Consider the following 12,664-nt stretch of genomic DNA (forward strand, 5'->3'; position numbering starts at 1 on the left):
GCAAGGATGCCCATCCCACAAGATTTCCACAAGATTTCCACAAGATTTCCACAAGATTTCCAGTTAAAAATATCTAGAATTTATATGCCAAGTGAAGTAAAATCAGTTTCTGGTCGCGGTATTCCTTTAGTAGGTAATGACATCGACACCGACCGCATTATTCCTGCGCGTTTTTTACGTTGTGTTACCTTTGACGGGTTAGGCGCCCATGCTTTTGAAGATGACCGTATTGCCCTTAAAGGTCAACATCCTTTCGACCAACCGCAATATCAAGGCGCCAATATATTAGTAGTCAACCGTAACTTTGGCTGTGGTTCATCGCGCGAACACGCACCGCAAGCTTTAGCAAAATGGGGTATTACTGCGGTAGTTGGTGAAAGCTTTGCCGAAATATTCTTCGGCAATTGCGTAGCTATGGGAGTACCCTGTTTAACAGCCGATAGCGAAACAGTAAAACAACTCCAAGACCTAATTACCGCAAATCCAGAAATATCAGTAACAGTAAACCTAGAAACAATGCAAGTTCAATGTAATGACTTTACAGGCGCCGTCTCAATAAATGAAGGAGCAAGAAACATGTTTGTCTCCGGTTCCTGGGACGCATGTGGACAACTAGTAGCGCAAGCAGAACAAGTCAGAGCCACCGCAGCAAAATTACCCTACATAGCTTGGAAGTAAAGTAGGGTGCGTGATGCCTACAACTTTTCATCAACAAACATTACAATCAAATGGCATCACGCACCATCTAACATATAAAACCACCAAATTACGATAATTCAAGAAAACCGTTGCAGGAAAAACCGCTTAGTAACTACAGGTTCAACAGTGCCAAACGATACATAGGGTTTGCTTAAATGCACTTTCAATGATAATATATATATAGTTAAAAAAGTTTTGCGGCGCAGAACAGAGTTTGTCAAGGTGCTTTTACAAAAATTTCTAAATAGAAAAATATTCAAAATTTGATTGTGGGGTGTCGCGAGCCACCCTAAATTTGAAATGGGCAGGGATGCTGATTTTAGATTGCAGGAAAATTATTAATTTTTATAATCTCCTGATAGTACTGCATAAAGTTACGTTGATTACCCCTATAAGATACTAGAAAATCATTTACGTTGACCTCGGATTACCGATTCCCAGTTTAATTATAATAATTTAAGGGTAAAAAAATGTCTTGTGATGCACTCAAAGCAATTTATACTATACAACCAGATTTGCTGACAGAGGCTGCTAAGATTGCAGCTTTAGTTTTCCCTGATACTGAGTACAAGTTATTGTATCGGCAAGCTAGCTGTTTCGATGCTGCTTTTATTTTTCCAAAAAATCAATATCATTTGTTAGGTCAAAAAATTGGCAATAATAACTTGTCTATAACTTTCAAAAAAGAAAAACATATTGGCAAAAATGTAAATTTCAGTGTGTGCTTTTTCCCAAAAATTAATACTATGACTTTATCTGGGTACTATTCTGAAGGAATGGCTCACCTTATTTATACACCATTTAATAATTATAACTGGTTAAATGGAAAAGGGTATAAAATTACTACTCCTGATTGTGTTGGAGAGAAATTTGAGTTGTTGGCGCCGAAGTTTTATACTTTTTTTGAAGAATTTTTTATAGACTAATGGTGTCCATTGGTGCGTGATGCTTTATTGTATTACGCATCTAATATTACATGTGTATGTGATGACGAGTGATACAGCATTATATTTACGTCAAGCAGCAACTGAATTTCTGGAACAGGATGCTCAACAGCGTTTACATATACTTAAGCAATATGGAATCGCACGCTATACGTTTTTGTTACAAATGCGTTTGAATGAAGCGAATATAATTTGTGTAACGAGATATTTACAAAATCCTAGAGGATTAAAGTTTCCAAATTTGATCGGAGCAGATTTATCTGGTTTAAACTTGGATGGAGCTAATTTGATTCGCGGTAATTTGTCTGGCGCCAATTTAAGCAATACTAGTTTAGTTAAAGCTGACATGATATTTGTTAATTTTACTGGCGCCGATTTAAGTAACACTAATTTATCGGGCGCCACGCTTAATGAAACAATATGGCAAGATACATTAGTTACAGGATGTCAACTTGATAATACTATTGGTCTAACTTTAGCACAACGTCAAAATTTACTTTCGCTGGGCGCCAGATTGTAAGTTGTACTCAGTATTTATACGACTAACATGCGATGGTACCAAGCTTGATATTTACATCACAACAGCATTAGTGCGTTAAAAAACTAGCAATTACCACACCCCTAGATAATTTAAATATGGGTCAAAATAGAGGAAGATAATTCTTCTGTTAATAAGATTGTTTCAAATATGAGTAGTAGCAGCAACTTCCGCGAAGCCATTAACCAGGCGAAAAATCAAGCCCTGGTTGGTCCAAACGTAATTGCTAACGCCCTTCCTTTTGTGGGTGGGGGTCTTGTGTTGACTGCTGTCGGCACATATGGTGGTTTGTTTGTGCGCGCGAATAACCCAGGAATCTTTTTTCCTACGTTTATTGCGGCGTTTGTCCTAGAACTGATACTTTTCTTCGTTGCCCAGAACGTTGCAGAGAAAGCGAATAATAAAGTCGCATTACCTTTATTGGCAACATATAGTCTGTTATCTGGCTATACACTTTCGGGTATTGTGGCAGTTGCCTTGGGTACCACAGGTGTAGGCATTGCAGGAATTGGGTTTGCAGCACTTGGTTGTGGAGTCACCTTTATTGGCGCCCGTCAAATTGGCTCTAACCTCTCTGAGTCTGATGGGATGGCGCTAAGTAAAACAATTGGCTTAGGGTTAATTGCTTTACTTGTTGTGATGCTAGTCCAAGTAGTTTTCCGTATGTTTGGTGTATACACACCAGGTTGGTTAGAAATTGGAATTTCGGGTATCGGAGTATTTTTGTTCGTAGGAGCAGCAGTTGTTGACTTCTATATATTACCGCGCGCTTATCGTGATAACCAGTATTTAAGCGCTGCTTTATCAATGTACCTAACCTACATCAATTTGTTTATTTTCATTTTGCGGTTACTAATTGCAATAAATAGCCGTGATTAATCTCTACCTGAATATTAATAAGGTGTTCTAGATTGATGAGATAAAATATTCAATTTTGTCCAGATTAGCTCAAGCCCGCAGCGAATACAAATTCTAGATGCACCCTGATTAATCTTTGCCTCAGCCCCTAGTGGGTTGAGGTTTTTATTATTTATATGTAAAGATAAAAAATCAAGAAATGAAATAAATTTTAAAGCAATTTAAATTTATTTACAAATAATTTTAAATATATAAAATTTACGCTTCATTTTCAAAATCACGGAGATAACGGTTAAAGTAAATTTCGCGTGAACTCATATCTTGCACTTACATTTTTTATGTAAGATTAATTGCTCAATTTGTAACTACGCTCATACCCGCCTAGGAATAGAAGTTCCTAGGCTAATAGCCAAAGTCCATTAAAATGGACTGAATAAATAGTCATATTAAACACATACTTTTTGAAAATTAATAATTTATTTCCATAAGTGAAAGATGTGAATAAATGTATTGATTTAAATTGTTTCTGAAGTATCAAGTTAAGTAATCCTGGCTAACTTCAAAGTTGTTAGCTGGGATTATGCAATAGCACCACTAATTTGCCCTGTAAAAAAGGCTATCGCCATTAAGGGTAGTGATGAATTTAGAATGCTTTGGTATATATTTCATATATATCTATCTTAGGAGGAATTGTTACTCAAGCTACGCTTGTATATTGTAAGAAATCACTGATTGGAGGTTTATTATGAACATAGAATTTTCTCTCTGTCCTATTGGTCGTATCTACATTCCACGTCCAGGTAACTTGCCCTCTGAGTTAGAGGACTTATTGAAATTAGTTGATGTTATGCATCGTCATAGGAATGTTACTTGGTTTAGAACTAAAGACTACTCTGTGTATAGAAGGTTATCAGAATGGTATCCTCATCCTAGGTACTCTTTTACTTCCCAGATATACTTTCATGGTATTTCTACGTCAGATAACAGGTTCTAATTATTACCGTTAATAGGTTACAATCTATTCTACTGACCGACAATACGCCTCTACTATAAATAAGTATATTTCTCCATCCTCTTCTGCCAGGTAAAACATAAGCTCTCCTCTTCATTTTTTTGTACCTGTTCGGTCTCATTGACTAGTTCTTGGCTTATACCTTCTAAATCTTGCATATATTCTCTTAATATTCCTCCAACGGAAATACCTCTAGTTTTGTGTAACTGTCGGGTTAACTCTAAAAACCACTTAGCGTCTGCTACCAGGTCTGACTCTTATTACCTGATACTTAAGAATTTCTGGGATGATAATTTTAGGGTCTTGATGCTTTGCTATAGCACTGACATGAACAACAGGTTGATAGTTGACTCTTAAACATTGTTGCCATGTGTCTACCCACTTGGCTTGTGTAATGTAACCATGACTAAAGTACGATGGGGGCGCCATTGCTAAAATGTGTAGGTGTGGGTGTGCTGATACTCCATCTTGCCCTCTAGTTACTTCGACTGACTTTATCCAACCTTTAAAACGCCAAATTTTTAACTCTGTTAAGCGTTTAAAGCTTTTGTTGATAAGATTTAAGGTTGACCGCAATTCTTTAATATCGCAGTTTTTTAGAGTTAATGTTATAAACAGCCACCGATGCTTAGGGTAATCACTTATAATCTGTGGAAGGATTTTACAGATTTTTGCTTTCCACATTAGACTACGGCGCCACTGACAAACTGGACAATGACGAACCCTACAGAAGCGCGCGTCTGTTAGCTGTAGTTGAACTGTGCCTTCATCATCGTCTAACAAGTTAAACTCTAACCATTTAGAGCAATTTTTTACTCGCCAAGCGTAACGAGCAAAACCATCTTCTTCTGCATCAGCATAATATTCAGAGATTTTTTGCGCGCTAGCTCTGTGCTTGTCCCAAATTTTACCAGCAACAGAGACATTAGAAAGCTTAAGTTTATTTTTTGTTTTTATTATAAGTTCTGGAGATAAGTCCATCTATGAGATATATATGATTACAATATATCTTCCTCTAAAATTTACTTACTGATTGCAGTATAATTACTGAAATTTAGATTATAAATAATCTAACATTGTCTAATTAAAGGACTTTATAATACGATAGGCGCCAATTTCCAAATTTAATGACATGAAGCACGCTTTGGTCTGTGTTATTAGTTTTGCCAGGTTGGCGTATATCGTAAGGAGGGCATTGCCCACCCCACAACCGTCCAAAACTTATGACATATACCACTAGTAATAGCACTGAGTTTTTTTCAAGATGATAAAATTTATTGTTTGCCATATTACTTTAATTTAAGTTGATTGAAAACCAGACTGTTCACTGTAGCGATATCTGTAAATATTATTATTTTTAAAAGTATTAAATAATCGTTGCCAGTGGACAATTATATCGTTATCTTGTGAGTTACTCTTTAATTGCAAGCCGATGAGAGATTCTATATTCCCGCGACTGTAAGACGCAGAAGTTGGAGGTTGATGTCTAGAATTAGCAAGAATTTCTACAAAAGTCGGCCATGCTTTTGTGACTCTAATAAATTATTGTGGTGTACCTTGATTATGGCTTATTATTAATAGCTCATAATTATCTCCATAATTAACCATTTTTTGCCATTCGTTTTTTGTAACATGTATGTAGTGTTTGTGATACGTAATTGCCTTAGCTTCTACTCTAATATTTTCTGCACCTTCTTGAGAGTAAAGTAAATCAAAGCCACTGCCATCGCGTGCTAGAATAGTGTATTCTAAAAATTCTTCATACAAACGTCTTGCCCAAAGTTCACCTATTTGACCGTATCTTTCCGCATTTTCCCCAGAGCTTGGGCTATCATCGTTTTGATTTGGAATAGATATTAAAGAATTAGTAACCAAATTTTCGGTAACAGAATAGTTATCAGGTTCTTCAACTAAAGAATAATCTTCAGGATTTTCAATTAAGCTCGTAGAATTATCGTTTATATAAATAACTCCTTGATTGGTAACTGGCAGAACGCAATTAATACCAAGTTCTGCAAGTAATGAAACAACTATTTCAGTCTCTACGTTTGATTCTCCTTTTAAATTTTCTAATGCTTTATAAGTATCAATCTTTTCAGCGAGTTGATTTAGGTCATTAGCTGTGATATAAGGTTTGCGAGCAATATTAGCTATAGCATCAAGTTTATCCGGAGGAGCTTGCAAAACATCAAAAATATTATTTCTAACTTCGTCATTGCCCAAGGTTTGCAAAACTAATTCAGCCCGACGTTGAAAGAAGTAAGTAAATAATTTTTCAAATTTTTTTTCTACTATCGAATTAGACCAATGCAAGAGTTGTTGTACAACTTGCCTAAAATTGTTATCTTCCTTATCACCTTCATAATCACGGATGGCATTATCAATTTCATTAGCAATATCTTCAAGTGTTACAATCTCTTTTACGTCAATTATCTGTCGTGCTTTTGTGAATGAATCGTTTTTTAATAGAAGGAAATCATTCCAATCCTGTAACCTTAGATAACGTGCAATTTCTTTCAGTTCTTCTGGTATACCTCCATCTCTTTTTAAAGATTTTTTTAATTTAAAATCTTCGTTTTGAGTTGGAAGAATTGCATATTTATCAAATAGTGTATAATCAATTGTATTAACGAAACATAGGAAATTATTGAGCCAACTTGTTGTTAGCTCTTTAGTTTGGGATAAAAAGCTTGCAAGAGTAGTTAACCTGCTTGCTTGTGCTACCTCTTCAACAATAGCAATTATTATCCATTTGTTACATTCCTCCCAGTCAAATTCTTCTAAATTATCTATTTCTACTTTGTCTGGAATCGCTTGATTATAGATATCGCGCGCAAATTGCCAAATTTTTAAGCGATTTACTTCTCTACTGCCAAATTGAAAGTAGCTAATTAAGTTATAAATAGCTCGTTTAAAGTCTTCGCTTTGGTCTCTACCTTTACCTCTAATAATATCGTTAATTTCCTTCGAGTTGTTAGCAACACGATATTGCTCTAAGCTTTTATCAAAATTTAATATATTTCGATGTAAAAGTCTACTTCTGCAAGAAGCGTTTAATCTTTCCAAAACATCTTTTAACTGTTCAGGTACGTTTTTATCAAAAAGTAATTCTGCTTTTTTACGAAAAACTCCTTGTTGGTTAGGGAAGATAGCTATTTCGCTATACAGTGATTGTTTTTTATTAGCTTTAAGAAAGTTAATAAAACTGCTTAACCAATTAATACTTTCTAACTCTGTAGTTTTTCCTAAATTTGTGTGTAATGTAATAACATCTTGGTACTGGGCGATATCTTGAATTAAAGTATTTAAAAGCCACTCGTCATTAATATCCCAGAGAGAAGGAGTCCAATCAAATAATTTCTTAATTTCAGGCACATTATTATCTAAAGCTTTTGCAAACTGCCAAATTTGGATTCTCTTTTCTAAGAAATCAGTTTTAATAGCTTTTTTGTTGCTTTCGCTGTTGGGAAGATAACTAGCTAATAGGTAAGCTGCATCTCTTAAATTGGGATGTGCTTTTTCTGTAAAAATGGCGCCGATACGTTCGGATATATTACGTGTGCTGTAACTTCTTTCTAGTTTAGAATTTACATTTAAGTGTAATAGTTCCTGCTTCCAATCTTCGCCAAGTATAAAAAGAACTTCTTTTAACCCATCAGGAATATTTTCATCTAATCGCAATTGAGTTCTTAATTGGAATACTCCGTACTGGTTTGGTAAGATAGCATACTTGTTATCCAAAAGTTCAAGTTGCTTAGATTCAATAATAAAGCTGATAACCCTGTTTAACCAAGTTAGAGTATTAGTATCTCTCAAACCGAGCCGAGCAGATAAATTTTCTAAAGTTTTTTGTTCGCTAATCTCAGCGAGCAACCTTTGTAAATTATATCGCAGTTCTTTTGGATAACGATTATCAAGCCCAATAACTTCGCTCCATTCTTTTATATCCTGTCTTTGAGGTAACTTAGAAGAATGAAGGAATGCTGTAATTTCCCAAAATTCTAAAAGATTTTTATTGTTATATTCGGGAATTAAAGCATCTTTCAACTTGATATTTACCCCCTCATTGGTACGAACAATTTTACTTTCAAGTACTTTAGCTCTAATAAAACTTTGAATATGTGATTCATACCATTCGGAATCAATATTTTTTGGTAATTCTGCCAAAGCCAATAAGTGAGGGTTTAACCAATTTTGTGCTGCGTAATCTAATAAAATACCGTAAAGTGATATGGTTTCTTCAAAAATTGCTCTATTTTTTTTACCACCAGTCTCATTTCTATCGTCAAGCAATATACTGTCTCTAGGTTCAGTTGGCTCCAATAATGGACTGTTAATTACTACCGGATACTTGAATTTAGTTTCAGAGCCAATTAAAGGGAAATCGCAAAATAGAAGTGGTGCAGAGGAATTAAGCTTAACAACAGAATATTGATTATTTATTTGTTCTAGCTGAATGGCGATACTTATCTCACCTTGTTCATCGGCTAAGTTAATGGTTTTTGAGCAATTTGCAATAATTATTTTTTCTATTTGGTCATCAACGTGCTTTTCTATATGCGATATTGTTATTTCTTCTAGTTTTTCGCGATTTTGAATATAATAAGATGTCTTTGTTGATTTTGTTTCATCTTTAACTATTACAGATTCTAGTTCAGGGATGAAAACAAGGGTATATATAATTGCATTGTGTAAATCTTCAATTCCTTTTTGAGCAACTTTAAATCCTTCTTTATTAAGCCGGTAACGAAATGATGTATCACAAGTTTGGTATAGCTGATAATCAGGAGGTAAAGTAGGACATATGTTTTTATCGTCTAGATGGCGCCGAATATCAGAAGCTTTTTTGACTGCTTCAATCATTTCTTCGATTGTTGCAGCACTTCTATCTAAATTTAAATTAAATCGCTTATAAATTTTACATTTTGGATCTTCAAATATACTACTTAACTGAACTACTTTAGATAGTAAGTGGGTGGTCATAAAACCTGTACCAAACTTACCAGTAGTTCTGACTTTATTACTATCGCTTTGATTTTCTGTAGGTTTATTACTATTTCTATCTTTTGTTGAAACTTGTTCAATTAAATATGTAATATTTTTCATCAAGAACGGCTTACCGTTATGCTTGAACTCAAGATAGTCTTGATTCAAAATTATTTCTACTTTAACCTGATTATGAGCAACATCTTTAGCGTTTTGTAAAAGCTCCCAAATCCAACGCCGGGGTGATGACTCGCTACTATATAACCTACGAATACCGTCAAATAGTTTAGTTGCTGTTTGCTGTCGGTGAGCATTTTCTAACTCGTCACGATACTCTTGTTCGTAAGTCATAGTATTTTACCCTGTTTATGCTAAAAGTACTGGTAATTATTTTCGCTATGCTTAGTATTCCCAGAAATATGTAGAAACTAAACCTGGGCAGAGCAACTTTATCGAAATTAATGTTATTAATGTCAATTCTTCTCTAGCTTGGTCGCGACAGTATGTTGGCATATATTCCTGTATAAGTTTTAACTTAAAATCATTATTCCATACAGTTAGGATACCCACGATTAGAACGAAACTAACCTTGTGATAAGAAGCGGCGCCTTTGTAGCAAGTGTATGATTTCTAAGACTTGCTTTCTATAAATGATTTAATTTCACTTACCGTTTTATGACTGTTAATCATTGCCTGTACTGCCGTTACTTTATTCCTGGGTATTGACAACGAGCGTCCTTTCCATTCGCCGTTTTCTGAAACCTCATATGAATATGCCCAATACTAGTGTTCTAATTTGTTTGGGTCACGTTCACCTTAAGAGCATCTACAGTTATGAATCTTACGCCAACAATAGGAGCGATTTCTGTTGCAACGTACTCCAGTGCCCATTCTACTAAGCAGCGACCAACTCCTTTTGCCCTTTGGTCAGCAGCTAACAAGCCTATTTTTATCGCTGGGAAAGTTTGATACTGCACGCCTTCTTGAATCAAGATTTGCTCGTCAACTTCTAGCTTATCTGCCAGTAAAGTTATATATCCAGCTAGCGCATCACCAACACGAATAATCCAACACTGGCTAATTAAAGCATTTACTTCACGTTGTACTCGTCCCTGTCGCCAGTAGGTTACAAACTCACCTCGCAAACACCTAAAACCCTGACCAGGAACATCCAAATCAGGGGTTAGCTTTTCGACATCAATCTGAGAGAAGTCAACTCCGGCAAATTTACTGCTGGCTGCCATTAGCTGCTTGTTTCTGACGACGACGCTCGGCAATCTTTTTTGATAAAGCAATAGCTGTTTCATTTGCTACATAGCCACCTGACATAATCGCATGAGCTATTTTTCTAGCTTCATCACCAGTTACCCGTTGAGATACAGTACCAAGAGGATAATCCATATAAGCTTGATATACACTTTTTCTAGTATAACAGTTTTGTAAATGGTTATAATGCTAACAAATATAAATTTACAGGTGCCTTTAATAGTTCTAGTTTTTATAAAAGAAATGCTGAAAACCCTGTCCTTTTAAGGCAGGGATGAAAGCTGTATGAAGCCTTTTAAAGCTTCATATTTTTTTTTAATTCTGTGGTAAGATTTTATAGTCAGTACAAGACGTTAAAACCTACCCCTGGACTGAGGGAAAGTAGACGCCTGTTCGCGAAGCGTGCCGAAGGCATAAAACCTTGAGGAGACATCAGCACGCTCAATTTTGAGCAAACGTGTTGAGCCTGGGAACCCAAAATACAAGGCAAGTCCCTGAATCTGGGATACGGCACAAGATAGACTGAAATGAGCCGTGAATCTCTGCTCCTAAAGGACACCGAGAGTCAAAAGCGAGAAAAGAGTGTTTTTCATTGCTTAACTTTTCGCGCTTAATTTCTGATTTATTCGCGCTTAACTTTTTCTTGTGTTGAGGCAGGCAGGGATGCATGCTCCACAAGATTGTTAATTGTTAATTGTGATGTTGCTGTTAGACGTTACATGTTAGGTCGCCGGCTTTTTGGGAGAAGCGTGCGTTTTCGCGGTAGTCTACTGGGCAGTCTATTACTGCGGGTACGTCTTGGGCTAGTGCTTCTTTGAGGACGGGTATAAAGTCGGTAGCGGATGTGACTCTGTAGCCTTTTAATCCCATGCTTTCGGCGAATTTTACGAAGTCGGGGTTGCCGAAGTGGACGAAGGATGAGCGACCTTTACCGAAGTGGTTTTCTTGTTTCCATTCGATTAGTCCGTAACCTCCGTCGTTGAATATTAAGGTTACAAATGGTGTGCCTACTCGCAGTGCGGTTTCTAGTTCTTGACAGTTCATCATGAACCCTCCGTCTCCTGTGGCTGCGATGACTTTGCGGTTAGGATGTACTAGTTTGGCTGCTAGGGCGCCTGGTATGGCTATACCCATTGCTGCGAAGCCGTTAGATATTATACAGGTGTTGGGACTGTGGGCATGATAGTGACGGGCTATCCACATTTTGTGGGCGCCTACGTCTGATATTACGATGTCTTCTGGCCCCATTACTTGCCGCATGTCGTAAATTAATTTTTGCGGTTTTATTGGGAAACCGTCATCGGATGCATATTGTTCGTAGTCTTCGCGGATGTTGTCACGTAGGGTGAGTGAGTAGGGTTTTGCTTTGCCGTGTCTGTCGGCTACTTTTAATATTTCGTTTAATGAGTCTGATATGTCACCAACTACTTCAACTGTTGGTATATAACTGCTGTCTATTTCTGCTGAGTTGGCGCCTATATGTATGATGGGTATCTTACCGTTGGGATTCCATTTTTTGGGTGAGAATTCGATTAAGTCGTAACCAATGCAAATTACTAGGTCTGTGTTATCAAAACCGCAGCTTACAAAGTCGCGTTGCTGTAACCCAACTGCCCATAATGCTAATGGATGAGTATAAGGTATTACACCTTTACCCATGAATGTATTGGCTGTAGGGATATTTAGTTGAGTGGCAAATTGTGTTACTGCATCACTCGCTAACGCGCGGATTGCTCCGTTTCCTACTAAAATAATTGGGTTTACTGCTTGAGATATTGCTGCTGCTGCTGCGCGGATACTAGCAAAAGAAGCAAAAGTTCTATCGGGTTTGTCGATGCGTAAGGGTTCACCTTCTACTGGCATCGCTGCGATGTTTTCGGGTAAGTCGATATGCACTGCACCAGGTTTTTCGCTTTGCGATTTTTTGAACGCTTTACGTACTAGTTCGGGTGTGATGCTTGGTCGAACTATTTGTTTACTCCATTTGGTGACTGGGGCAAACATTGCTACTAAGTCTAAGTACTGGTGCGATTCTATGTGCATTCTGTCAGTACCAACTTGTCCGGTTATTGCTACTAACGGCGCCCCATCTAAGTTAGCGTCGGCAACACCTGTCATTAAGTTGGTTGCACCGGGACCAAGTGTAGAAAGACACACGCCTGCTTTGCCGGTTAGGCGCCCGTATACGTCAGCCATGAAGGCTGCACCTTGTTCATGACGGGTAGTAATGAATTGAATCGAAGAATTTTTAAGTGCTTCGAGTACGTGTAAATTTTCTTCTCCAGGAAGACCGAATACGTACTGTACGCCTTCGTTTTCCAAACATTTTACTAATAATTCTGCTGTATTCATTGTATTCAT

At 36.9% G+C, this 12,664-nt stretch carries 11 protein-coding genes; 5 read left to right on the plus strand and 6 right to left on the minus strand.

The window, feature by feature from the left end:
• Nucleotides 1-84: 84 nt before the first annotated feature.
• The 5 genes from leuD to DSM106972_RS28650 all read left to right on the plus strand — a co-directional run bounded on the left by leuD (nucleotide 85) and on the right by DSM106972_RS28650 (nucleotide 4,033).
• Nucleotides 85-678: a 3-isopropylmalate dehydratase small subunit gene (gene leuD / locus DSM106972_RS28630; protein WP_127083883.1), complete on the plus strand. Its 594-nt coding sequence runs from the start codon at nucleotides 85-87 to the stop codon at nucleotides 676-678.
• A 491-nt stretch (nucleotides 679-1,169) separates the two neighbouring features.
• Nucleotides 1,170-1,625, plus strand: coding sequence for a hypothetical protein (locus DSM106972_RS28635; protein ID WP_127083884.1), 456 nt, complete (start codon nucleotides 1,170-1,172; stop codon nucleotides 1,623-1,625).
• A 61-nt stretch (nucleotides 1,626-1,686) separates the two neighbouring features.
• Nucleotides 1,687-2,163: a pentapeptide repeat-containing protein gene (locus tag DSM106972_RS28640; protein ID WP_127083885.1), complete on the plus strand. Its 477-nt coding sequence runs from the start codon at nucleotides 1,687-1,689 to the stop codon at nucleotides 2,161-2,163.
• Between the two features lie 168 nt (nucleotides 2,164-2,331).
• Nucleotides 2,332-3,060, plus strand: a complete 729-nt coding sequence (locus DSM106972_RS28645; RefSeq protein ID WP_127083886.1) for a Bax inhibitor-1/YccA family protein — start codon at nucleotides 2,332-2,334, stop codon at nucleotides 3,058-3,060.
• A gap of 724 nt (nucleotides 3,061-3,784) precedes the next feature.
• Nucleotides 3,785-4,033, plus strand: a complete 249-nt coding sequence (locus tag DSM106972_RS28650; RefSeq protein WP_127083887.1) for a hypothetical protein — start codon at nucleotides 3,785-3,787, stop codon at nucleotides 4,031-4,033.
• Nucleotides 4,034-4,086: 53 nt separating this feature from the next.
• Here the strand turns inward: DSM106972_RS28650 and DSM106972_RS55910 are convergent, their stop codons facing one another.
• The 6 genes from DSM106972_RS55910 to DSM106972_RS28670 all read right to left on the minus strand — a co-directional run bounded on the left by DSM106972_RS55910 (nucleotide 4,087) and on the right by DSM106972_RS28670 (nucleotide 12,655).
• On the minus strand, nucleotides 4,087-4,299 hold the full coding sequence (locus DSM106972_RS55910) for a protein rep (RefSeq protein WP_201800799.1): 213 nt from the start codon (nucleotides 4,297-4,299) through the stop codon (nucleotides 4,087-4,089).
• Nucleotides 4,283-5,032, minus strand: a complete 750-nt coding sequence (locus DSM106972_RS28655) for a protein rep (RefSeq protein ID WP_201800795.1) — start codon at nucleotides 5,030-5,032, stop codon at nucleotides 4,283-4,285. The genes DSM106972_RS55910 and DSM106972_RS28655 overlap by 17 nt, the downstream gene beginning before the upstream one ends.
• A 561-nt stretch (nucleotides 5,033-5,593) precedes the next feature.
• Entirely contained in the window at nucleotides 5,594-9,388 is a 3,795-nt protein-coding gene (locus DSM106972_RS28660; RefSeq protein ID WP_127083888.1) for a sacsin N-terminal ATP-binding-like domain-containing protein, read from the minus strand.
• 440 nt (nucleotides 9,389-9,828) lie between these two features.
• Nucleotides 9,829-10,281, minus strand: coding sequence for a GNAT family N-acetyltransferase (locus DSM106972_RS28665; protein ID WP_186538820.1), 453 nt, complete (start codon nucleotides 10,279-10,281; stop codon nucleotides 9,829-9,831).
• Nucleotides 10,265-10,438, minus strand: coding sequence for a hypothetical protein (locus DSM106972_RS52285; RefSeq protein WP_170213607.1), 174 nt, complete (start codon nucleotides 10,436-10,438; stop codon nucleotides 10,265-10,267). The genes DSM106972_RS28665 and DSM106972_RS52285 overlap by 17 nt, the downstream gene beginning before the upstream one ends.
• A gap of 573 nt (nucleotides 10,439-11,011) precedes the next feature.
• Nucleotides 11,012-12,655, minus strand: a complete 1,644-nt coding sequence (locus tag DSM106972_RS28670; protein WP_127084076.1) for an acetolactate synthase large subunit — start codon at nucleotides 12,653-12,655, stop codon at nucleotides 11,012-11,014.
• Nucleotides 12,656-12,664 lie beyond the last annotated feature (9 nt).

Origin of the sequence: Dulcicalothrix desertica PCC 7102, assembly GCF_003991905.1 — a bacterium.
Lineage (GTDB): Bacteria > Cyanobacteriota > Cyanobacteriia > Cyanobacteriales > Nostocaceae > Dulcicalothrix > Dulcicalothrix desertica.

Coding starts and splice junctions, on each gene's coding strand:
- leuD (WP_127083883.1), top strand. CDS start 85: ATGCCAAGTGAAGTAAAATCAGTTTCTGGTCGCGGTATTCCTTTAGTA.
- DSM106972_RS28635 (WP_127083884.1), top strand. CDS start 1,170: ATGTCTTGTGATGCACTCAAAGCAATTTATACTATACAACCAGATTTG.
- DSM106972_RS28640 (WP_127083885.1), top strand. CDS start 1,687: ATGACGAGTGATACAGCATTATATTTACGTCAAGCAGCAACTGAATTT.
- DSM106972_RS28645 (WP_127083886.1), top strand. CDS start 2,332: ATGAGTAGTAGCAGCAACTTCCGCGAAGCCATTAACCAGGCGAAAAAT.
- DSM106972_RS28650 (WP_127083887.1), top strand. CDS start 3,785: ATGAACATAGAATTTTCTCTCTGTCCTATTGGTCGTATCTACATTCCA.
- DSM106972_RS28655 (WP_201800795.1), bottom strand. CDS start 5,032: ATGGACTTATCTCCAGAACTTATAATAAAAACAAAAAATAAACTTAAG.
- DSM106972_RS28660 (WP_127083888.1), bottom strand. CDS start 9,388: ATGACTTACGAACAAGAGTATCGTGACGAGTTAGAAAATGCTCACCGA.
- DSM106972_RS28665 (WP_186538820.1), bottom strand. CDS start 10,281: ATGGCAGCCAGCAGTAAATTTGCCGGAGTTGACTTCTCTCAGATTGAT.
- DSM106972_RS52285 (WP_170213607.1), bottom strand. CDS start 10,438: ATGGATTATCCTCTTGGTACTGTATCTCAACGGGTAACTGGTGATGAA.
- DSM106972_RS28670 (WP_127084076.1), bottom strand. CDS start 12,655: ATGAATACAGCAGAATTATTAGTAAAATGTTTGGAAAACGAAGGCGTA.